The organism is Desulfotruncus arcticus DSM 17038, assembly GCF_900113335.1.
GTDB classification, from domain to species: Bacteria; Bacillota; Desulfotomaculia; order Desulfotomaculales; family Desulfallaceae; genus Desulfotruncus; species Desulfotruncus arcticus.
The window spans coordinates 1-22,730 of the sequence record NZ_FOOX01000022.1 but is presented as its reverse complement, the minus strand read 5'-3'; the positions used below and the strand labels follow the sequence as shown (position 1 = coordinate 22,730).

General features: G+C 43.4%; 22 protein-coding genes and 2 pseudogenes. 6 read left to right on the top strand and 18 right to left on the bottom strand.

The window, feature by feature from the left end; genetic code table 11:
• Positions 1–656 precede the first annotated feature (656 nt).
• The 8 genes from BM056_RS22200 to BM056_RS22165 form a co-directional block, all read right to left on the bottom strand.
• Positions 657–2,033: a UbiD family decarboxylase gene (locus BM056_RS22200; protein ID WP_165613668.1), complete on the bottom strand. Its 1,377-nt coding sequence runs from the start codon at positions 2,031–2,033 to the stop codon at positions 657–659.
• A gap of 280 nt (positions 2,034–2,313) precedes the next feature.
• A complete protein-coding gene (gene hpsH, locus BM056_RS22195) occupies positions 2,314–3,213 on the bottom strand; it encodes a (2S)-3-sulfopropanediol dehydratase activating enzyme (protein ID WP_092474607.1) in 900 nt (299 codons plus the stop codon).
• A 90-nt stretch (positions 3,214–3,303) separates the two neighbouring features.
• On the bottom strand, positions 3,304–5,784 hold the full coding sequence (hpsG, locus tag BM056_RS22190) for a (2S)-3-sulfopropanediol dehydratase (protein ID WP_092474605.1): 2,481 nt from the start codon (positions 5,782–5,784) through the stop codon (positions 3,304–3,306).
• A 33-nt stretch (positions 5,785–5,817) separates the two neighbouring features.
• Positions 5,818–6,654: an SDR family NAD(P)-dependent oxidoreductase gene (locus BM056_RS22185; protein WP_092474603.1), complete on the bottom strand. Its 837-nt coding sequence runs from the start codon at positions 6,652–6,654 to the stop codon at positions 5,818–5,820.
• Between the two features lie 23 nt (positions 6,655–6,677).
• Positions 6,678–8,123, bottom strand: a complete 1,446-nt coding sequence (locus BM056_RS22180; protein WP_092474601.1) for an MFS transporter — start codon at positions 8,121–8,123, stop codon at positions 6,678–6,680.
• A 394-nt stretch (positions 8,124–8,517) separates the two neighbouring features.
• Entirely contained in the window at positions 8,518–9,252 is a 735-nt protein-coding gene (locus tag BM056_RS22175; protein WP_092474599.1) for a GntR family transcriptional regulator, read from the bottom strand.
• Positions 9,253–9,389: 137 nt separating this feature from the next.
• Positions 9,390–9,644: a hypothetical protein gene (locus BM056_RS22170; protein ID WP_092474597.1), complete on the bottom strand. Its 255-nt coding sequence runs from the start codon at positions 9,642–9,644 to the stop codon at positions 9,390–9,392.
• 407 nt (positions 9,645–10,051) lie between these two features.
• The gene (locus tag BM056_RS22165; protein WP_092474595.1) at positions 10,052–10,792 is read right to left on the bottom strand and encodes an AAA family ATPase; all 741 of its coding nucleotides are present in this window, start codon (positions 10,790–10,792) and stop codon (positions 10,052–10,054) included.
• 176 nt (positions 10,793–10,968) lie between these two features.
• Here BM056_RS22165 and BM056_RS22160 point away from each other — a divergent pair, with 176 nt between their 5' ends.
• Positions 10,969–11,253: a helix-turn-helix domain-containing protein gene (locus BM056_RS22160; protein WP_092474593.1), complete on the top strand. Its 285-nt coding sequence runs from the start codon at positions 10,969–10,971 to the stop codon at positions 11,251–11,253.
• A gap of 398 nt (positions 11,254–11,651) precedes the next feature.
• Entirely contained in the window at positions 11,652–12,425 is a 774-nt protein-coding gene (locus BM056_RS22155; protein ID WP_092474591.1) for a hypothetical protein, read from the top strand.
• 282 nt (positions 12,426–12,707) lie between these two features.
• Here BM056_RS22155 and BM056_RS26415 read toward each other — a convergent pair whose 3' ends face one another.
• The gene (locus tag BM056_RS26415; protein WP_165613667.1) at positions 12,708–12,881 is read right to left on the bottom strand and encodes a hypothetical protein; all 174 of its coding nucleotides are present in this window, start codon (positions 12,879–12,881) and stop codon (positions 12,708–12,710) included.
• A 128-nt stretch (positions 12,882–13,009) separates the two neighbouring features.
• Between BM056_RS26415 and BM056_RS27405 the strand changes: the two genes are divergently transcribed.
• The gene (locus BM056_RS27405) at positions 13,010–13,144 is read left to right on the top strand and encodes a phage holin family protein (RefSeq protein WP_337833538.1); all 135 of its coding nucleotides are present in this window, start codon (positions 13,010–13,012) and stop codon (positions 13,142–13,144) included.
• A 318-nt stretch (positions 13,145–13,462) separates the two neighbouring features.
• Positions 13,463–14,746, top strand: a complete 1,284-nt coding sequence (locus tag BM056_RS22145) for an aspartate aminotransferase family protein (RefSeq protein ID WP_238456611.1) — start codon at positions 13,463–13,465, stop codon at positions 14,744–14,746.
• Positions 14,747–14,860: 114 nt separating this feature from the next.
• Here the strand turns inward: BM056_RS22145 and BM056_RS22140 are convergent, their stop codons facing one another.
• The gene (locus tag BM056_RS22140; RefSeq protein WP_238456610.1) at positions 14,861–16,834 is read right to left on the bottom strand and encodes a bifunctional metallophosphatase/5'-nucleotidase; all 1,974 of its coding nucleotides are present in this window, start codon (positions 16,832–16,834) and stop codon (positions 14,861–14,863) included.
• Between the two features lie 182 nt (positions 16,835–17,016).
• On the opposite strand from BM056_RS22140, the gene BM056_RS22135 reads away from it, so the two are divergent.
• On the top strand, positions 17,017–17,223 hold the full coding sequence (locus BM056_RS22135; RefSeq protein WP_092474589.1) for a hypothetical protein: 207 nt from the start codon (positions 17,017–17,019) through the stop codon (positions 17,221–17,223).
• Between the two features lie 27 nt (positions 17,224–17,250).
• Here the strand turns inward: BM056_RS22135 and BM056_RS22130 are convergent, their stop codons facing one another.
• The 6 genes and pseudogenes from BM056_RS22130 to BM056_RS26410 form a co-directional block, all read right to left on the bottom strand.
• The gene (locus BM056_RS22130; RefSeq protein ID WP_092474587.1) at positions 17,251–17,973 is read right to left on the bottom strand and encodes a metallophosphoesterase family protein; all 723 of its coding nucleotides are present in this window, start codon (positions 17,971–17,973) and stop codon (positions 17,251–17,253) included.
• A 125-nt stretch (positions 17,974–18,098) separates the two neighbouring features.
• The gene (locus tag BM056_RS22125) at positions 18,099–18,770 is read right to left on the bottom strand and encodes a nitroreductase (RefSeq protein WP_165613666.1); all 672 of its coding nucleotides are present in this window, start codon (positions 18,768–18,770) and stop codon (positions 18,099–18,101) included.
• Between the two features lie 250 nt (positions 18,771–19,020).
• Positions 19,021–19,749, bottom strand: a complete 729-nt coding sequence (locus BM056_RS22120; RefSeq protein WP_092474583.1) for a SagB/ThcOx family dehydrogenase — start codon at positions 19,747–19,749, stop codon at positions 19,021–19,023.
• Positions 19,750–19,880: 131 nt separating this feature from the next.
• Positions 19,881–20,638, bottom strand: a pseudogene (locus BM056_RS22115) (SDR family oxidoreductase).
• Between the two features lie 293 nt (positions 20,639–20,931).
• Positions 20,932–21,606, bottom strand: a complete 675-nt coding sequence (locus tag BM056_RS22110; protein ID WP_092474581.1) for a flavodoxin family protein — start codon at positions 21,604–21,606, stop codon at positions 20,932–20,934.
• Positions 21,607–21,752: 146 nt separating this feature from the next.
• Positions 21,753–21,920 carry a hypothetical protein gene (locus BM056_RS26410; RefSeq protein ID WP_165613665.1) on the bottom strand — a complete coding sequence of 56 codons (168 nt, stop codon included), beginning with the start codon at positions 21,918–21,920 and terminating at the stop codon, positions 21,753–21,755.
• A 201-nt stretch (positions 21,921–22,121) separates the two neighbouring features.
• Between BM056_RS26410 and BM056_RS25915 the strand changes: the two genes are divergently transcribed.
• Positions 22,122–22,307 carry a hypothetical protein gene (locus tag BM056_RS25915; RefSeq protein WP_131820819.1) on the top strand — a complete coding sequence of 62 codons (186 nt, stop codon included), beginning with the start codon at positions 22,122–22,124 and terminating at the stop codon, positions 22,305–22,307.
• Between the two features lie 2 nt (positions 22,308–22,309).
• On the opposite strand, the gene BM056_RS27015 is transcribed toward BM056_RS25915, so the two are convergent.
• Both BM056_RS27015 and BM056_RS27720 read right to left on the bottom strand, forming a co-directional pair.
• The gene (locus BM056_RS27015) at positions 22,310–22,477 is read right to left on the bottom strand and encodes a hypothetical protein (protein WP_238456609.1); all 168 of its coding nucleotides are present in this window, start codon (positions 22,475–22,477) and stop codon (positions 22,310–22,312) included.
• 26 nt (positions 22,478–22,503) lie between these two features.
• Positions 22,504–22,716: pseudogene (locus tag BM056_RS27720) on the bottom strand (ImmA/IrrE family metallo-endopeptidase); the annotation flags it as partial.
• Between the last annotated feature and the right edge of the window lie 14 nt (positions 22,717–22,730).

Below are 22,730 nucleotides of genomic sequence, written 5' to 3'. Positions count from 1 at the left end.
TTTACGGGTTTAATCCTTTGGAGGTTACGCACGTGGCCGAACGAACTCTTGCTTGTATTTGATCATTTTCGTGGCATTTTCCACGCCTACCACTGCGGGGATGTGCTCTGTGGTTAATATCTATAGATGCCTGTATCCTGCCTTATATCATGCATTCCCAAAACCAGTATAAGGTTTTTACTCAAACTCGGATTTAAAAATAAATATTGACAATATAAAAGAAAGCTGTATAATTATATCATAGGTATTACCACATACCTATGACAGCATACATATACCAGCACACAACCTCCTCTTCCTTCCATATAAACCGGGTTTTTTAACCCGGTTTTTTTTATAGGTGTATATATGCTAGTATATGTGCTACACCAGAGGTACTAGATGAAAACAACCATGATAATGCAAGTGAAGCACTAGAGAAAATTATCAGATTTGGTAGGGTTTGTGGATGAGACCCAAAAGTCCCGATATGGTATAGGCAAAGAAGATATTGTGATAGTTAAGAGCCAACCTTTGAAAACCTATAAACATATCTGCACGGAAATGTCGTGAAACGAACAGCCGGGAGATCCCACGCGGATCGCCCGGCTGTTTTCTTTTTCCGAAAGTAATTCAAGAGAAATATGGCCTTAGCTGTTAGGCGGCTGCCAAACAGATTATTCGATATGGTAATCCTTTATATTTACCGGTTTGACACTCACCCTGGTAAAGCCGTCCGGGCGGGGATACGGAGTCGTAGCGTCAAAGCCCGCTTTGGCCGTCAGGCCGTCCCGAGTGCAGGGGTTAAGCTCGTGCCCGAAAGCATCCGGTATAACCAGGATATCCTTGTCGGCGCGAAAGCGGGTGGCCATAGCCCATTCCACTTCGTCAGGATCGTAAATATTCACGTCTTCGTCCACCACAGTAACCTGTTTCAGTGAAGGGAACGCAGCGAAGGTAGCCAGGATGGCATTGCGCTGCATGCCTTCCCTTTGCTTGGCAATTTGCACCACCGCATGGTAAAAACCACACCCGCCGGTGGTCAGATGCACCCCCTGAACACCCGGCACCTGGCGGGAGACCATGTCAAAAATATTGGCCTCGCCCATAATACCCACCGAGTTAAAAACCTCTTTGCCGGGCATCAATGTATGAAACACAGGCTTTTTTCGCCTGGTAACGGCTTTTACGTTGACCACCCAGCGGGGCGCCCGCTCTGCATAATAACCGGTAACCTCGGCAAAAGGCCCTTCCGGTTCCCGCACCCCGGGCAAGATTTCACCTTCTATGACAAACTGAGCGTTAGCCACTCCCTCAACAGCCACAATCTGTGACCGCAGCAGTTCAAGCGGGCGGCCCAGCAGGTGACTGGCTATCCCCAGTTCGTCCTTATCAATAGGCGCCGATGCGGCAGGAACCACCGCCGCCATATAAACCGTGGGGTCCACTCCGTTGGAGATAGTTATTTCCAACGGTTTGCCGGCCTTTTCAGCCCGCTCATAGTAATGGCGCAGGTGGCGACCCACATCCATCAGCATAGCCAGCCGGTTTTTCCCTGTGACCATGATCCGGTTGACCGAGGCATTACGCACACCGGTATCCGGATCTTTGGCGATAACCACGCTGCAGGTAAAATATGCCCCTCCATCTTGCAAAGCGTGCACCGGCACCGGAAGTCCGGTTAAATCTACAACCGGCTCAACCACTTTATTGGCGGGTCCCCGATCAACCACCACCGGATGAATTGGGGACTGCTGCCATGCTTGCACCGCGTCCCGCAGCAAAAAAGGCAGCCGCCGGCCATCACAGCCAAACAAACCGGCCAATAGCTCACGGTTCCAGTAAAGGCCGGTAAACACGGGATAATCCTGACCTTTCACCCGTTCAAAGAGTACCGTTTGGCGCCCTTCAAAACATTTGGCCACTCCGGCCAGCTCCTGATAAATGTCAACTTCACTGCCTACTTTAACCAGGCCGTTATTTTGGGTCAGATACTCAATGGCCATGTTTAAATCAAAGGATGCTTGTTTAACAGGAATTGCCATGCTCATCATTATCTCTCCTCTTAAATTAACTCGTCTCATCTACAATTTTAATTATAAATAAGCCCCTATCCCCCTGGCAAGTTCAGCCATATCTCCTTTGAAAAGAAAGTTTACCAATGAGCTGTTTAATCCCGCCATTTCTTTAATTGCATCCTCAATACTTATGTAATCAATAAACTAAATGGTAATGATCTGTAACGCAAATTTCACAATTTGCATTCAATATCAAATGCTGTGCCCCGGAGCATTGGAATGTCCGGGGCATAGGTCCATCTTACCTGCTTATTGTTCATTCAACAATTGCCTTAAGCTGTTTAATCCGTTCTTGTGAAAGTGGCTCAGCATCTTTAAACAAATAATCTCTTCCGAGGTAAGGATACTTGGATTCACCGAAGCGGTGGTAAGCCAAAAGCTCATAGCTTATATTGGGTATATTCTTGATATAATCCCGGATGGCTATGATATCCTCAGCACCATCGTTAAAGCCCGGAATAACCGGCGTTCTTACAATAACCGGGATATGGGGAAATTCCCGGCACAGTTTTTCAAGGTTATCAAGAATGATTTTATTGGAAACACTAGTGAACTGCTTATGTTTATCTGCATCTAAACACTTAATGTCGTAAAATACTGTATTTACATATTTAAATACCTTTTTGGCGTTATCCCAATTAGCATAGCCGCAAGTTTCGATAGCCGTGTTGATCCCCCTGCTTTTTGCTTCCTTAAGCAATTGCCAGGCAAAATCAGCCTGCATTAGCGGCTCTCCGCCACTTAGTGTTATACCGCCGCCGGATCTTGAATAAAACACACTGTCCTCTTCCACAATCTTTAACACTTCATTGACGGTCATAAATCTACCAAAAATCTCCAGCGCCTTTGCGGGGCATACTCCGGCACAAATATTACAATTAACGCATAGTTCCCGGTTGATCTTGATGCTGTTATCGCCCGACTCCGCTATGGCTTCTTCCGGGCAGGCCTTAATGCACAGTGCGCACTCCTTGGTACCAATACATTTATTGTAATTAAAGGATAGTTCGGTGTTTTGATTTTGAGATTCAGGATTGGCACACCATTGGCATCTTAAAGGACAACCTTTAAAAAAAACAATGGTTCGAATACCGGGACCATCGTGAACTGAAAACTGTTGTATATTGAAAACAAGACCCGCATCCTTGTGTGTCATAATACTCTCCTCTGCTCTGTTGAAAGAATAAGGAGCAAGTCCTGCCCTAAATGAGCAGGACTTTGATCCTTTGAACTAAATGGAGTGCGTTTAAAAACTGTGTTCTGTTCTGGCAATAATTTCATCCTGCAATTCAGGTGAAAGGTCTACAAAATAAGCACTATAACCGGCAACACGCACCAGCAGGTTGCGATATTTCTCGGGGTCTTTTTGAGCAGCCAGCAGGGTATCGCGGTTGATTACGTTAAACTGCAGGTGCCACAGTTTTAAGTCGCAGAAGGTTCTCATTAGAGCAATTAACTTTTGGGTTCCTTCATCGCCGGCAACGGTCGAAGGGCTAAGTTTAAGGTTAACCAGACGGGCCGCTCTTTCTTTTTCACCCATGCACTTGGTATTGGCTATGGACTGCAGGCTTGCGCTTGGTCCTTTGGTATCGGCGCCGTGGGAAGGTCCACCGCCGTCGGCCAAAGGCATGCCGGCTTTCCTGCCGTTAGGAGTGGCACCCACAATTTTACCCAGGGGTATGTGGGCGGTAACCGGAACATATCTGGCATCTAGTTGTCCGCCAAAAGCTGTGCGGTACTGTTTGGCAAAGTTAATGGCGTGAGACTCAATGTTAAAGCCGATGGAGTCGGCATACATATCGTTGTTACCGTACTTGGGAGCATTCAGCAGCATTTGTCTGATTACTTCTTTACCTTCAAAGTTGGCATCCAGCGCTTCAATTAATTCAGCCATGGTAAGTTTCTGATCCTCAAAAACCAGCTTCTTAATAGCTGCCAGGGAATCAATTACGGTGCCGAAGCCCAGCAGATCATAGAAGCCCAGGCTTACGCCACCTTCAATAGGTCCGGAATACAAATCTTTGCAATCATTCATACAGAGATCGTGGAGCACCGAGGCAAAGGGTGCTGCCAGATATTTTGATCTGATCATGTCAGCCAGGTACTGCTGAATAAAGGTATGCTTTAAGATAAACTCTTGCTGGGTGGTGTAAGCCCGCCAGAGATCTTCAAAGGAAGTAAACTCTCTGGGATCACCGGTTTGGGGGCCAATTTGTTCATTGTTTAAGGACTTGATTTTACCGTCGTTGAGAGCCATTTCCAAAACGGCGCCCAGGTTGACCCAAGCGCAGGGACTGGTAAAGGTGTCACGATTGGGCATCCTTACTTCACTGCAACCGGAAACAGCATAATCGTTGGCATCCGCAAAAGGCGCACCTTTGGACAATAGCAGGGGAATTACTTCTTCATCATTAATTAGTTTGGGAAATCCTGAACCTTCTTTAATGGTAGCGGCAATTTCGTGCATGAACTTTTCCGGGGTCCGGGCGTGTACCCTGGCGGCCAGGTCGGGATAGTTTAAAGGAAATTCCCGTTTAGACCTTAGAATTAAGTAAGATAATTCGTTAGTTGCATCCCGTCCGTCTTTAGTCTTACCACCAACAGTCAGCGCTTCCCAGTGGGAATAACCTTCGGTAAAGGCGGCACCTGCGGGAGATACTTTTAAGTTCAGGAATTGGGCCATATTTAACCACAATGACTCCAGCAGTTCCAGGGTAAATTCATCATTGATGCGGCCTTCTTCAATATCCTTCTTGTAATAGGGATAGAAATACTGATCCATACGTCCATTGCCCACTACGGCGCCGACGTTCTGTTCCAATCTGGATACAATTTGGGCCATCCATACGGACTGCACAGCTTCCCGGAACGTCCGGGCGGGGTTTTCCGGAACATAGTTACAGATGGCGGCAATATCTAAAAGTTCTTTTTTTCTTTGTTCATCGGTTTCCTTATCCGCCATGCCGGCAGCCATTGCCGCATACCTTCTGGATAAGATGACGGTTGCGTCACAAACTATTACAGCAGCTTCCAGGAAGGGTCTTTTTTCAATTGTATCTTTGGGGTTGTTGGGATCAAGGGCCGTTAATTTTTCCAGGGCTTCTCTTTTCAGGTCTTTAAAACCCCGCTGCAAAACCTTTTCATAGTCGTGAATCCACTGTAAAGATGACCTGATAGTAACGGTTTGGGTAATAATGTACCGTTGGTAGAAGTTATTTTCCGGGTTATAAATAATATTTTTAGTTTCCTCGGGCATTGAGGCTGCAAATACTTCGTGCAGGGTTTTATCCTTCCAATATGGTACGATATCTTCCTTAATCGCCTTTAAATCATCTTCCGATACCTTATAGGGAGTTTTGCTTTTAAGCAACATATCAACGGCCACATCCAAGAAAGCGCCATCCAACTCAGGGTAAACCAAACCATGTCTGCCCGGGTGACCGTCGGCCCGGCCAACAACGATATCATAATCGCCGATATAAACAGTAATGTTTTCGCAAATATGCTTTAATGCTTTGGCCCATCTTAAAACCAGCGGCTGGCCTTCCGTCCCTTTAAAGGACTCGGTCATTAAACGGGCTCTTTCCACGCTAATCCGGGGTACATCACCTTTAAAGCTATTTAAAATACGGCATACTCTTTCTCTACCCTTTTGCATTTCCGCCTGACTCAGCTTTTCATTTAAAATTCTTTCTTCCTGCGGGCTTAATGTACAACAACAGGACATGGCGTCTCCTCCTTTTTAATGATACTTAACCCTTTAGTTGGCCGCGATAACCAGGCCACCGTTGGGGCTTATAATCTGGCCAACCATATAGTTGCCTTCTTCGGAAGCCAGGTGCACGGCCAATGCTGCATATTCCTCAACTTTACCCACCCGGCGGGTTGGCATAAGCTGCATGAAACGGGCCCGGGTTTCAGGATCCATTGAATTAATGCCTCTCATAAACTCGTCTGTTTCTATATAACCGGGAGCAATACAATTTACACAAATTCCCGCTCCGGCCACCTCGTAGCCTAAAGACCTGGTAAAGGCCACCACTGCCCCTTTAGAGGCCGAGTAGTTGGGGCTGTGAGCGCTGATACCGGAAATACCGGAGATTGAAGCAATGTTGATAATCTTGCCGTAGCCCTTATCTTCCATTATTTTTAATGCTTCACGGGTACAGTAGAAAAGACCGTGCACGTTGACTTCAAACATTTTTTTCCAGTTTTCATCACTCATATTTTTAGTAATGCTCAGAGAACGGGCGGGAATTGGCGTGGTTACCAAGTCAAGGTGGTTCTTCCTGTCCTGTACTCCCGCTTCATCAGATCGGAAAATACCCGCATTGTTAACAAGAATATCCAAAGTGCCAAACCTTTCAACTGTTTCAACAAACATATTTTTGACGTCTTCACTGTTGGTGATGTCTACTTTAACTCCCAGCGCCCCGGCTCCCAGCGCTTCTATTTCTTTAACCACCTGCTGCAATTTTTCTTCTCTTCTGCCGCATATGGCAACCTTGGCCCCCTCCCTGGCAAAGGCCAGGGCTATTCCCCGGCCCAGTCCGGCATTGCCGCCGGTAACTAAAGCAACTCTGTCTTTAAGCCTCATTATGTCTCTCCTTTCTAAAGAGTTTAAGTAGTTTTATTAGCAGTTTCAGTTTTCATGATTTTAGTATTGGCAACCTCATCGTCTGCTGCAGAACCGGTTTCTTCAACGCTCCGGCCGGCAGTTTCCTGGCCCCAGAGCATCATCGGGATTACTAATACGACAAAGGCCACTGCGACAAACCAGAATACCGCTTTCACGCCACCCGCGGACAGGATGAAAGAGATGTAGTAAGCAACCAATACGCCGCCCAATAATCTTGCCACTGCTTCGCCTACACCGCTGCCGGTGCCGCGGAGGTAGGTGGGATATTGTTCGGCAATATAAATCTTGGCGCAGGGCAATGTGCCGAAACCAAAGAAAGCTGCAACAAATCCTGCGATAAACAGTCCGGACAGGCTGTTGAATTGAGCTAACATTAAACAACCAACCGCCGCCAGAATACTGAAAATGAAATATACCGGTTTCCTGCCCCGGGTATCCGACAGGTGGCCGATAACCACTTCGCCAATCCCGCCGATAACCATCATGGCGCCTGTAAACATAACCGCGTTCTTCATCTCAAATCCTTTTTCCGCAAAAATTGTGGGAGCGTATACCAGCATGGCATACCAGAAGATCATGGTCCCGGTATATATGCCCCAGGCAATTAAACTACGTGACAAGAACGGCTTTTTAAACAACATGCCGATACTGCCCTTGTTGTTTTGCTTATTACTTTTTAAAGATTTGGCAATACCTTCATCAATATAATCGTCATCGTGTGCGATACCGGCTTGCTTTTCCAACTTTTGCACCAGTTTATTAACTTCTTCCACCCGCCCTTGCTGCAACAACCATCTTGGGGACTCAGGCATAAATTTGGCTAATAAACCCACATATACTATCGGTAGAGCACCAATGAGAAAGGGAACCCGCCAGGCTATATTTAAATCGAAAGCGGTAAGAGCCCAGGCGCCAACAATACTTGGCAGGATATAAGCCGCACAGAGGATAGCGTTTTGATAGCTTACGATTGTGCCCCGTTTTTTGGCGCTGACAAATTCAGAAATCATCAAGTAGGGAATCGGAAATACCGCACCTTCCCCCAGACCGGCAATAAATCTCATAGCTGCAACCCAATAAAGATTAGGGAAGATAGCCCCGATACCGGTAAAGATACAGAACCATGTAACACCCCAGATTAGAATTTTTTTACGCCCGAACCTGTCCATCAAACGCCCGGCGCAATATACACCAATTACAATACCCACTGTCGAGGAGGTTCCCAGCAAACCAACGTCTCCAGGGGAAAGATTCCAGATATTCTTCAGGACCAGAACAACCTGGCCAACAATACCAATATCAAAGGCTTCGATAATCCATGCCATTACCAATAAAGCCATAATGCTGATATGAAAACCAGTAATTGGCAGCCTGTCGATTCTAGATAATAAATTTATTTCTTGCTGTTTAGCACTATTAGTTGACATAGCTTTTCCTCCTTTAAGATTTCAAACTTATAATGATACTATCTAACGGAACAGAAAAAATAATTCTTAATGAATGTTTTCACTAGCACAAATCAATAAAAACCACCCTGCTGCTTGCCCGTATTCCCCTCCTTTTTAATTTAAAGACTTACAAATATACGCGTAACGAGAGGTAATGACATTGCAATGTCGGGACGTACGTACCAGTTACTGATATTTTATATTTTACAAATTAAGCTGTCAACTAGCCGACATAAAAAATTCATCTAAATGACGCTATAATTTTTAACAAGTGATTTATGGTACTTACAACTTACCGCTCGAGATTGGGGTAAAATAAGCAGCCGGGGGCCCGGTCAGATCACCCTGCGGGGTAGGTAAAAAAGCAGTGAAATTACTTACCGGCATAAAGCATAGTGGGTTTTTTGGACAGTTTGATGCAAAAGGCATACTTGTCTGACCTAAAGATACCATTATAAAATTCAACAACTTTACCACGAGCATCGTGACTAACACGTTTAGCCACCAATACTGCCTGTGTCGGTAAGATTTCAAGCAGTTTGGCATCATTCCGGGAGGGCATATCGGCAACGATTTTTTGTTCAGCCTCAGCAAATATTACGCCGATGGATTCCAGTATCGGGTATAAAGAAACTTCATTAAGGTTTTGCTTTGCCAGTTCCAGTCCTACTTTTTCCCGGTAATAGGTTCTTTCAATGGCAATAGCATCGTCGTTGGCAAAACGCAGTCTTTCAATGGCATAGTATTGTTTTACTCCCAATGTCCGGGCAATGGATTTATCGTTACCACGACCATGAGAAAGCAGTTTACTACCAGGTTTCATGCCCATTTTATCAATTGTCTCGGTTAAGCCACTTATGTTTCCCAACCACTCGTTAACCGTATGCGAATTGATAAACGTGCCTTTACCATGAATTTTCTCCAAAACACCTTCACGAACTAAAGCAGATACCGCCTCTCTAACAGTAGAACGGCTAACCAGAAACCTCTCCATCAATTCTCTTTCGCTGGGAATTTTTTCAATGTAAATTCCTTTGTCGATTTGTGTCCGGATAACTTCTTTCAACTGCACATGCAAAGGAATTGGGTTATGGGGATCCAGCGTCATTTGTCTACCCCCTTACAATTATTATCTGTACCAATATACTAGTTTTGTGTATCAAGTAAGTCAAGGCTTATTGATGCAAATTAAAAACATCGCGGACTCTTCTTTCGCTTTAATTACTTACTTTTATCGGGCATGGGTTAATTTTCCGGGCAAAACTTGTTATAAGCCGTAAACGCCTGTTCAATAGTGTCCCGGCTTTCGGGGAACATCAAAAATTCACTGTGGATTCTGGCGAAGGCCTGGCGAAATTCCGGACTTTCGTGCAGTAAAGCAATGCCCAGCTCGGTAAGGTCGGTTAGTGCTTCAACCAACTTTTTTCTTTCCGGTTCACCGGCTTCTCTTAGTTCCCGCGCCGTCATCTGACTGATCCCGGTAATTAGCTCTGTCAACATGATGCAAACCCCCAAATAATTATTATCTTTACCGGTTATATATTCTACCCTTGAAGCTGGAAAACATAATATTGGCTACCTCAACTTCGTCGGTAAAATCGGCCAGGGAATGCGTATCCCAAAATTACCTTGCCTCTTCAATAGCAAGTGATTTTTGGTGGGAAAACCCGGATATTGTATTATCCATGTTAAGGGGTGCTGGATATAAAGAATGCCACAAGAACTCTAAAGGATGGATGTATTATCGAAGTGGATGGAAATCGTGGTTTGGTTAAAATGAGGCCTAAAAATTAAATGCGGCATCTTATGTTACACATTTAAACATGACTTAGTCACCAGCTGGATTAAAGAGCAACTTCGCAGTATTTAATAGCACTTTATAGGCAAGCAGACATTAATAGGTAATCTCAAGGCATCAACAGCACCTTGAGCATTTTCTCCCTGTTGTTTACAAACTCCTTCATCACCATATAGTGTTCCGTCTCTTCATACCGGACCGTCTCGAAGCCCCCGGCCGAAAGCTGGAGAATGGCCGCTTCAGGATAGCCCATGATAATCGGCGAATGAGTGGCAATAATAAACTGGGAATCTTGCCGGACCAGGTCGTGTATTCTGGAAACCAGGGCCATCTGGCGTACCGGGGAAAGAGCAGCCTCGGGTTCGTCCAGAATGTACAGACCCCGGCCACCGAATCTGTTCATAAAGGCGGCAAAGAATGACTCCCCGTGGGATTGCTTATGCAAGGAACGCCCACCGTAGGAATTGATGAGGTCCGGCCCCAGTTCGTCAATATTCGTCGCCAGGTTGTAAAAACTTTCAGCCCTCAGGAAGAAGCCGTCCCGGGGTTTTTTGGCGCTTCTAACCAGGCGTAAATATTTATACAGTTCCGAGTGGGTATTCCGGGTATGGAAATTAAAATTGATCGTACCGCCCTCCGGGTTAAATCCCCAGGCTACGGCAATGGCCTCCAAAAACGTGGACTTTCCTGTTCCGTTTTCACCAACAATAAAAGTAACCCTTGGGTGAAATTCCAGAGTTTCCAACGTGCAAATCACAGGCAAGGAAAAGGGATACTGGGAAAAGGAAGTTATTTTATCCCGCAATAGTATAATACTGCGCAAATATTGCCATTTATTTTCTAAAACCATAGTAATACTCCACATCTCTTATTCCCATACGGGTACTGGAGATTTGCATCTTTATGCCAGTCCATGATGTTCTTACATATTTCTACAATATTAGGATAAGTCCTGTTCATGTTCGAAGATTAGTATATTACCATGATTTAGATAGAGTATAACGAAACAGGGAGAGTGGAAGAAATATGAAGAAAAACATTGAAATAGATAACAAAGCCATCGGACAGAAAATACGGGAAGAAAGAGAAAAATTTAAACTTTCCCGTGAAGAGTTTGCGGAAATACTAGGACTTTCGGACTATTATATCAGGCAACTGGAACGAGGAAAGAGACAAATGAGCCTCCCCGTTCTGGTAAAAGTGGCAAATTGCTTACATTTGTCTTTAGATTACTTGATTTTCGACAAAACTGCTTACGATGCTTATGAAGGTAATAAAGATACGGAGTTGACACATTTACTCAACAAATGAACGCCAAAAGAATTAGACATTATGAAAAAACTTATAAAAACCATCCTTCCATATTTATGCAAAAACTAACCTCTGGGCTAATAGCAGGTCCATGTTGTTAATAAAGTAAACCTCGAAAATAATAAAATGCCCGATTTCCAAGGAAAAGGAAATCGGGTATTCTTCGCTATAAACAACTGTCCCGTAACCCCTGTTAGCGGTCAATAGAAATACAGCATTTTCGGCCAACAAAAATACAGCACCTGGCTACCTATAGAACTGGAAATTATTTTACTATTATTGAAATATTACCCCTGAAAGACATAGTTTCCCGCCAGGGGTTATACATTATCTTGAAATTGATGTTATAATTAGGATAAAGTTAAAATGCAATCTATATTTTTAAAAGGAGAGCTTAGATGAAATCACGAATTATGCGTGTACTTCTTGTGTTCCTGTTAAGTACTTCAATTACTGCGTGTTCGAGCAGTAAAAACAATTTAAACCTAAACAATAGCAGTAGTGCAAGTGGTAACAAAATTACTGACACCAGTATTCCAACGAGTTCTTCTTCCCCTTCTTCAGACAGCAAAAGTGAAAATACAAAGACCAAGATGCCATCTAATAATAATTCGGTATTAGAAGCATATAAAGCAGTATTGCTAAATAATGCTGAATTTTTCAGCATAGATAACAAGAAAAAATTATCTTTGAATGACTTTTTAACTAACAAAGAGATTTATGGAGCCATCTTCAAAGTAACACACTTTACAGTACTTGACATGGATGGTGACAAGGTGCCCGAAGTTGTTCTTGAATTAACAGTAGGTAATAATCCAGAGTTTTACGAAGTCTTGCATTATATGAATGGTGCAGTTTATGGATACAATATTGTATACAGAGGTTTAGAAGGGCTTAAAACAGACGGGACATTTCAGTATTCAAACGGTGCAGCAGATAATGGATATGGAAAACTGAAATTCCAATCAAATGCCTATGAAACTGACATATTAGGGTATATGAAGTCAAGTCAAAACAATGATAGCATAACCATATCATACTACATTAATAATAAACCCGTTACAAAAGAATCGTTTAATTCTTTCATTAAAGAACAAGATGGAAAAAAAGATGTTGTTTGGTATGAATTTTCTCAAAAGAATATTGAAACAGAACTCTCTGTAAATCCATAACGGATTTTTAAAATACAAATAATAGGTGCAACTAGCAGCCAAACTACTGCTCATTATAATTAACAAAAGAGTGCCCGTCCGACCAACCTAATGTTAACATCCGAAACCCCTTAACAAATTTACAACTGGTGGTCAAAGAGATTGGCAAATAATTCTACATTTTTACCGGGCAGATCTTTTTTTTTAGAACTCTGAACAATCTAAACCAATTTTTATTTTCAAAAATCAAACAAAAATTGTTAGACAAGAGAATCTCAATCCTTTGGGGACACCAATCTTAAATTAGTGCTGAAATAAAAAAAGGACAGAAGCATTCAATTGAAGGTCATTCTTCATTGCACCCTTTAGTTTAATGGCGGGATTGATTTGGTAAATGGTAAATATATTTATGGAAATTGCAAGGATAAAAATTAACAAAACAACCAACAAGCTAAACTTAACAGCTTTTTTGATCATGATGCCTCCTTTTTAGTAATTATTCTCTTTATTGATAATAATACCCTGTTTCATTAGGAACCCTCCTTAATAGCATTTCTTATTATGTAAAGACAATCCACAAATCTTTTTGCAACACCTCAATTTAAATTATTTTATCAAGGTCACGCTTTCAGCCATTTTTAGGTATTAGCATCCTCGAAAACGCCGCAAAAATGGAGATGCCGTTTCCGCAAAAGCTCAAGGGCATTCTTCTAAAGCTTGATGATACAGGTAAAAAATGACTTCAATAGTTACTCCTCTTCTAATTTCAAAAATAGTAAATATCAACGGGCATGAGAGAACGCTTATAGTGAAACACTCCCTGATTATAATCATCTGGGGAATGTTGCAAAAAACCTTCTTTGTTGTCTTTACTATAGATTGGTACAGATTTTTCCTACAAGGTGCCGACATCATCACGCGGGGCCAGACGGAGCACTAAATTATTTTTTGTATTAATGCATTTCCAGAACTTTAAAGCCATAACTTCATAAAGTAAATATATAACATGCTTTCCCATGCGGGCTGATGCAAAGTAAAATTTGAAAGGAGTGTTTGGCATGGTTGACATGGACTTGCTGAATAAAGGTAAGAAGCGCTTGTCACCAGTTCTGGCCAGGGCTACCCAGATGATTATAGAACGGGGTGAGGGAGCCTACCTTTACAGCATTGACGGGGAAAAGTACTTGGATTTTGTCAGCGGCATTGCGGTGAACAATTTGGGCCACTGTCACCCCAAAGTTGTTGCGGCGGCTAAAGAACAAATTGATCAATTAATGCATGGTTCATTTAGTTTGGGGTATTACCCCAGCGCGTTAAAACTTGCAGTAAAGCTTGCTGAAGTAACCCCCGGGGATTTGGATATGTTCTTTTTCAGCAACTCAGGTGCCGAAGCTGTAGAAGGAGCGCTCAAACTGGCCCGGTGGAAAACAAAGAAGCCCGGATATATAGCCTTCCGGGGCGGCTTTCACGGCCGCAGCATGGGGGCCCTTTCTGTAACATCATCCAGAGCCGGCTTTAGGGATCGCTACGCGCCTTTTTTACCTACAATCGTGCATGTACCCTACCCGTATTGTTACAGGTGCCCCTACGGCCAAAAGACTGATGCATGCTCACTGGAATGTTTGGCGGAAATTAAAAGGGTATTTAACTCTGTAATCTCTCCTTCGGATGTTGCTGCGATGATTTTTGAGCCGGTGCAGGGCGAAGGCGGCTACATTGTACCTCCGGCAAAATACGTGCATGGGTTGAGGGCGTTATGCAGCGATCATAACATTTACTTAATTTTTGATGAAGTGCAAACCGGTTTCGGCAGGACCGGGAAAATGTTTGCCGCTGAACATTTTGGCGTGATCCCCGATATTGTGTGCCTGGGTAAAGCTATCGCCAGCGGCATGCCGCTTTCCGCCGTAGCCTCCAGGGAAGCGATAATCGGCGACTGGGCCCCCGGCGCGCACGGCAGTACCTTCGGTGCCAACCCGGTAAGCTGTGCCGCCGCGGTGGCGATGCTGGAAGTGTTTGAAGAAGAGAATGTGCTGCAAAATTGCAATACGGTAGGTGAGTATTTTAAAGCACAGCTGCTGGCCCTTCAAGAACAATTCCCCGTTATCGGAGATGTGCGGGGTCTTGGATTAATGCTTGCCGTTGAACTTGTAGATAGCAGCGGCAGCCCGAACCCCGCCGCGACCAATAAGGTAACTAATTACTGCCTGGAACATAAATTATTGTTCTACAACTGCGGTGTTTACAAAAATTGCATTAGATTTATCACTCCGCTGAATATCAGCAAGTCAGTTGTTGACGAAGGGCTGGCAATATTTAAGGCGGCGCTGAAAAGCGTTTAGACGAAACTGCTCCTCCTGCGGGACAGCCCTGCCTTACATCCGCGAGAGTAAAGCGGGCTGCTTCCCGCCGTCCAGCACACTCCAGCTTAATGGTGGGATTGATTTGGTTAGTGGTCAAATTTTGACCCAATTGTCCGGCTTATTGCTGTCGCGTTCCAGGCGGTTCTTCCTTTTCACAATCTTATATGCAATAAAGCTCACCAGAGCTGCCACAATAATAACAACGGCATATACCGTCAGTGCAATTTTATTTGGGGCACTTAACAAGGCTGAGAGACTATGACTGTTATCAACAATCTTTCTGCCATGTGTGACGTTATAATACTGAGGGATCTGAGGAACTCCGTTAACTTTTTCAAAGGATTGCAGATACTCGGCAATTGCCAGCCATTCTTTCACTTCATTATTTTTTCCACTAACCTGATCCTTTACGATTTGGGCCTCAAAATCCGTGATAGGAGTCCCATCCCTCTTTTTTGGTATAATAGACAATAGTCCAAAGGATTTATCCCCAGCAACAGAGAGCATTTGAGCAGAGTATAGTCCGGCAACAACACGGTAAAGTTTCTGATCATTAATTTCTTCAACAGATCCATCCGGTCTTTGCAGGGACGCCTTAGTTACTTTATTGAAAATCAATCTGTTTGGATTAAATGTAAAATTCATGCCGGACATAAAAAGTTGGGCATCATCCATAATCGGAGAAACCGATGCGTCCACCTCACAAACCGTCTTTAGTTCTTTGCCGGTAAGGTATGCTGAGACTAAAGGATAACCCGGAATATTGTCGGGACCTATTCCTAAAGAACTTAGATTAAAGACATCCGCGACGGTAATATTTCCTTGAAAAAAGGAACTTCTGATAGTGCCGGCCGGAACAATTGCCACATCAACCGGAATATGATTTGCCCCTTCAGCCTTCTTCACAGCATAGATATAGGCATCACTGATGAGGTTTCCGAGTTGTTCCTCATGGTGTTGTTCATATATTCTGTCAACTGTATGAAAGTTAAAAGGCGAAACAGCCAGTACCTGATCAAAACTCAGATCAAATAGACTAAAGTATTTCTCATCAACCAGTTGCTTATCTCGATTTATAATTTTAGAAATATACGCATCACCGGGTAAGTGCTCATTGATTGGCAGCAGGTGATAATCATTAAGCTTCCACTCTGATTTTGATTCCTGTGAAATCTTAATCACACCAAGATATTTCCCGCTGTCTTCAGCGGAACCAATAATCGTGTTCCCTACCATAATCGGTTCGGGGAGCTTAGTATGGGTATGAGCACTGATAATAACATCTATTTCAGGAACTTTTCTGGCCAGGATCTCATCCTCAGATTTCGCCTGATCCACCTCTGTGCCGGAATGAGAAAGACAAATAATTAGATCTGCTTTTTCCTGCTGTTTTAAGATTTTTACTACTCGCAAGGCATTTTCAATTGGAACGGTAAACTTCACTTCAGACATTGGTGCCTTCGAAGCCGCATCCACCCCCATCAAGCCAAAAATCCCTATTTTAATGCCATTTCTTTGTATAACCACATAATCTTTCACTCCGTAGTCATCATAAGCTTGCTTTAATGACCTTAATGAAGGAGTTAAATTGGCATTTTGATCTGTTGGGAATATTACATTGGACTGTACAATCCGGGGTAATTCATCCCCGCTTTGTCGGGCGGCTTGCAAGCTTTCCGCAAGTCCCGGAGCCTGATAGTCATATTCATGGTTTCCAAGCGTCACAACATCATATCCCATCTTGCCCAACATTCTAAGCTCCGGAGAATCACTTTCAAATATCGTCTGAAAAGGTGTTCCCATTGAGAAATCTCCGGCATCCAATAATAAAGCACCTGTGTTGTTCTTTTTTTCAGTTAAAATTGCACTCTGTAATCGATCATATCCTCCTAATTCCACCAATACTCCGTCTTGTTCATCCTTGACCGGTAGAAAATGGTCGTGCAGATCATGCGTAAAAAGAATCGTTATCTGTTTCCCAGTTTCTTTAGCAGCAGCCTTAGGCATATTTGCCTTAGGTATATTTATGGAAATTGCAAGGATAAAAATTAACAAAACAACCAACAAGCTAAACTTAACAGCTTTTTTGATAAATCATCCCTACTTTCCTTAATAAGCACGTGGAAGCAGCCTTATCCTCAGTTTGATGCCTGATACCCCGTACTGCAGGGGGCTATGGCATGGATATCGGAATCGACTTTAAAATATACTATAATTAAAGTAGCCTTATTCCCGAAGGGAGTGATTAAGTGTCCGACCATTGGAACTTAATTATTCATAATGCCGATAAATTTTGGATTATCAAGGAAGAAGGAACATCCTTTAAATATGTTGTTATGGAAAAACCAGTTGGTTTATTCGGTAACGGCCATCCTATAGAGTATTACCAAGCTGCCGACAACGAAGAAGCAATTGAAAAGGGATTGATTATTGCAAAAGAGCACGGCTTATTATAAATTTTCTAAGGCTCTACCCGTCTCAAGTCAAAAAGCCCAGTCATTTCGGTTATTTTTATTGGCTTGTTCCCATGCTTTGTTCCAATCATAGGGAACGGAAATCTGTTCCACTAACCAACCTCCACCATTATTAGAAACAATGGCGTATTTAGCATGGGGAGAATAACTTTCCATTTTATGCTTTTGTGGTACATCATCTGCATAGGCTGGCAAGCCAACACTACCAGGATTTATAATTATTCTTCCATCAGGAAGATAGACTGTTCTTGGAACATGGCTATGCCCACAAAGAATAATTGGTTGATCTATTCTTTGAATTTCCATCATAATGTCCTCAACGCCACGAATCCTTACTCCTTCTTCAGTTACATCTTCAATTAAATAAGCTTGATCGGAGTCAGGGGAACCATGACAAGCATAAATGCTTTCATAGACAACCATATTTTTAGGAAACGTCTTTATCCAGGATATATGGTCTGGAGATAAACGTTCTTTGACAAATTTAAGGGAAGGGTACTCTGACATGTCAAGTCCCTCGAGAAGTAACCTGTCTTGATTCCCCATAATATTAATTACATTTGTCTTAATTAATCGATTAGCTGTAATATCGGGAAATAATGGACCATAAAAACTGTCTCCTAAATTAATGATAGTTGTAATATTTTTACTCTTTATATCATCAAGTACTGCATCCAAAACCAAAAAATTACCATGAATGTCTGACATTACTGCGATTCTTGGTATATTCATTTTGCACCTCCAAACTCAGAATCTAATTTAATTTATAAAAAGCCAAGGTCTCTTTTGTTCTGTTCAGCAAGTCCTATTTAATAAATCAGAAGGGACCTGCTCCTAAGGTCCCTTCCGTCCCTTCCTTATTCATGGTACCACCGTACTGCTTCATCCATGGAAATCCTCGTGCTTCGATGTTGGTTAATTTTGGACTCCTGATCAGGATATCCTATGGGAATGCCTAGAGCCAGCTTTTTGTTCGATGGCAACCCAAGCGCTTCGCGTACCAGGTCCGGATAAATAATAGCGCTGGCCATTGGACAGGTACCCAGCCCCATGCTATGGGCCGCCAGCATAAGCGTCTGACAAAAAAGTCCCAGATCATGCAAAGCCCAAGGAGACAGGCCCTCGTCCAGAAACAAAAATATAACATGGGGGGCTCCAAAAAATTCACAACCTCTTCTCCCGAATTCTTCCCGGGCCTTTTGGTCATCACGTGCAATACCCAGGGTCAAATACATGCGTTCACCGTTTTCAAAATAGCGTTTCTGATTGGCCTCCGGCCATGAAGCGGGGAAAGTAAAATCAGACGCGAGAGGTTGTCCCTCATCCACAGCTTTTAAGAAGCCCTTTTTAATCCGTTCAAGCGCCGGCCCGCTTACAACCGCTATCTCCCATGGTTGATTGTTCCCCCAGGAAGGCGCCATCAGCGCTGCCATTAATACCTGTTTGATGACATCCTCAGGAACAGGTCGATCCAGATACGCCCTTACACTATGCCGGCCATTGATTGCTTTCAAAACTTCTTGTTTCAACAACGATACCTCCCTGATTTCACTTTTTTTCCCTCTCGAGCCTTTCGTGACGTAAGTATCATTCCAAAGTTTTATTTATTTTTTACCACAACAAAAAAAGAGAAGCAAGAGAATCGCACAAGCCCCTTTGGATTCCCTCTTGGGGAAGTTGAGTTCCACGGAGGTAAAGGTGCCTGGACAGAGCCTCATACTCTGTGGGAAAAGGATGGTGTGGGATATTCTTTGTTTTGCAGCGGGTTCCCCTGTCTTACTATGGTCTACCAACAGAGGCCATATATACTATGGTCTCGTCTTCACCGTCCACACCAAGGAGTTTATTCACCTCATCGTCAAAAAAAGCACCTATAACACAGCAGCCAAGATCCAGCGCCGCAGCCGCCAGGTAAAGATTTTGCCCTACGTGGCCGGCATCCATGTAGATATAGCGGATACCCCGCTGGCCGTATTTCCAGAAAGTACGGCTGGTAACCGCCGTCCAGAGGAAGTTAACCGCGGAGTTTTCCACCATGGGCTGGTCTAACGCCGCCCCGGCCAGAGAAGATCCGAATTCTCCCTCCTGCAGTAGATGCAGCCCGTGTTTTGGAACACTGTAATGATATATGCCGGGTTTAAAATCCCTTACTCGATTAATTTGTATATATGTTTCAACGGGGTATAGGCCTCCGGCAGAAGGTGCCGTTCTGAAGTAGAAGTCTTTGGGGGCGGTACCCCTGGTGGTGCCATTGACCGCCCACAACAGCCGGTTAAGCTCCTCCGGGGAAAGCTTCTCCCCGGTGTATTTGCGCACCGACTTCCTCTCCCGCAGCGATTGCCACAGTGATTTGCCGTCGTCAGGCAGCGGGCCGGGCAAAATTAGATACTCCCCGTCATATTCTTTAAAGCTGTCCGGCCTGTTGTCCCAGTCAAGCTTTCTTCCTTCCAGGCTGCTGCGGGAATACTTCGTTTTCTGCTGGTATAGTTGGCCCAGGTGCTTTTCCATGTTATTTCCCCCATAAATAAGATTGGTGTGCTGCGGTTAACATACTTTATTGTTTCAAGTTGAAAAAGCCCGTACGTATTATGGCTTTCTATACACTCCATATTTAATATTTTGTTTTTGGTTTGGTTCTATTAATACGCTGTCCAACCGGCATCTGCGGTTATTACTGCCCCGTTAACAAAACTTGATTCATCTAAAGCAAGGAATAAGGCTAATTTTGCGATTTCTTCCGGTTTACCCATACGTGGATTAACAGCCATTCCAGGTTCTGTGCGTCCAATACCAAATTTATTAATATTAGTCATAGTAGTACCAATATTTGTCTCAACGCCACCAGGTGCGATTGCATTACAACGAATACCTTTTAGAGCATACATAAAACCGGTGTTTTTTGTGAATCCAACAACTGCGTGTTTAGAAGCTGTATAAGCTGCCCCAGCACGAGCTCCAGCCAATCCGCCCGCTGAGGCGATATTAACAATTACCCCTTGCTGTTTTTCTAAAAAGATAGGTAATGCCTTGCGTGTTGCACGCATTACGCTCGTAGTATTAATAGCAAAGATACGTTCCCAATTATCATCTTCAATATCCCCGGCTGGTTCAAAATTATCCATAATCCCAGCGTTATTAACCAGAATATCTAATGTGCCATACATATTGACAGCTGTATCAATTAAATTCTGTATATCTTCTTCTTTTGCAACATCGGCTAATACTGATATTGCTTCCCCATCATTAGACTTAATTTCTTCTACTGTTGCATTCGCTGCTCTAAAATAATATCTGAAACTACTACTTTAGAGCCTTCTTTTGCAAAAAGTTCAGCGATAGCTTTTCCCATACCAAAAGCGGCTCCTGTTACTACAGCAACCTTCCCCTGAAGTCTCATTGTCGTTTTCCCCCAATCAAAACAATTTAATTTTAATATGTCCTTTTAATTACTTATTAAAAGTATACAGAACATGCTTTGGGGGATCAATAATAATATTCTAAATATTTCGTCAATAAGCTTACGAAGGTGAACAGAACAAACGGAAGCATTCAAGCCTTTGTAACCCGGCTTCTCTTAGTTCCCACGCCGTCATCCGACTGATCCCGGTAATTAGCTCTGTCAACATGATGCAGTTATATGAGCTCTCCCCCGGGCCACTTTTACCCAGGGGAGAGAGTTTTTTAAAATAATCAGAGCCACCCTTTTTGCTGCCAGTAGTTATATTCCCATTCCCATTTTTCTTTCCGCTGTCCTATCATGTAGGCAAAAAACCCTTTTAACTGCTCCTGTTCTTCGATCTGCCGGGGGAAAACTTTCTTTTCCTTGATTGCATCCATTAACTGCCGGCCTAATTTATTGGCCTCGTCAAATAACGGTGACCCTTTTTCCAATAATCCATCATTTTCTATGCCGCTGACCAACCTCCCAACACATTGCGCACCAGTACGTCTGACTGCAAAATCAAGATAATCTGCTGTTTCAGTTTCTCCGGCTCCACCTGACGTGGTAACCACAACACCGTATTTACCCGAGAACATTTGGCAATGAATGATCATCCCCAGGCGATCAAGCCAGGTTTTTAGCTGCGCCGTAACCTGATAATTATATACCGGACTTCCAATAACAATACCATCCGCAGACAAAATACCGTCAATGATTCGCTGATAATCATCTTTTTGGAAGCAAGAGCCAATTTTATGGCACCTGTCACATGCTATACAAGGTTTAACATCTAATTTGGCAATATCGTAAAATTCTGTTTCCGCTCCGTTTGACCGGGTATAGTTTAATACCTGTTCAATTAACTGCCTGGTTCGACTCTGTGAGCCCCTTGGACTTCCATTTAACCCAATTATTTTCAACATCAGCACCTCGCTTATATTTTAAATTTAAATTGGCTCCTCTTAATAATACTTTATTATAAATCCATGTATATATCCAACTATTAGAATTAGAGAATCCGCTCTCCCCAATATCAGAAAAACGCCCGCTAGGGGCGTTTTTCTGATATTTAATCTATAAAGCTTTTACTATGACGCTTACCGGATTCAATTTCTTCTAATTCCATTATTTTATCCAGGTCCGTATCACGTTTGGTTTCTTGCTCAGATCGATCCAAATTGTACTCCGGGGGCTGATCCGGCACACCAAAGCCGGATAATAAGCCCACCCCTGTCATGGGTTATTGGCAATTGTTTCCGAGTTGACCTTATTACCCATAGTTTCGAAATACCACCCCTTCCCAAACTATTTAAATTAGTTATCCCTCTTGGAAAGAGCCTTTATGTATTTTTGGACAACTCTACTCCTTTGTTCTCCCCTGCTCTTTTCTACTACGGGGGGCCATCTGAAGGAATAGTCCCTGCGGGTGGTACCCCTGGTGGCACCAATGACCGCCCACAACAGCCTGCTAAGCTCCTCCGGGGAGAGCTTCTCCCCGGTGCATTTGCGCACCGACTTCCTCTCTCGCAGCGATTGCCAGTGTGATTTGCCGCCATCAGGCGACAGGCCGGGCAGAACCAGGTGCTCCCCGTCATATTCTTTAAAGCTGTCCGGTACTGTCTGAACTCAATCAAAGGATTTATCAGCGCACATTCTCCCCATCCCCAACTCCTGGTAATAAGCCTTTATCCCCCTGGCAAGTTCAGCCATATCTCCGCTGAAAAGAAAGAATACCTTGGCAAGTTCCAGTATATCTTTGGGATTTTTCCCCTCCAGCTGTCTGACGGCAAACATGTATACATTTTTTGGTCATGACTTTTAATTCGCAGATGCCCCAATTCGTGAGCCAGAGTAAAACGTTGCCTGGTGTTATGAAGTATATTTTTATTTATCAGGATTTTTAAATTGTCCGCTTTTTTTAGTGGGCAACCATCTAAACGATCCAAGTCTTCCCTATTTAGCCCCTTTATGAGAATTGAGTCTTGTCCCCTGATGGTATAAACTAAAATTAACGGGAAGGGGATAAGCAGCATGAAAGGAAAAAGAT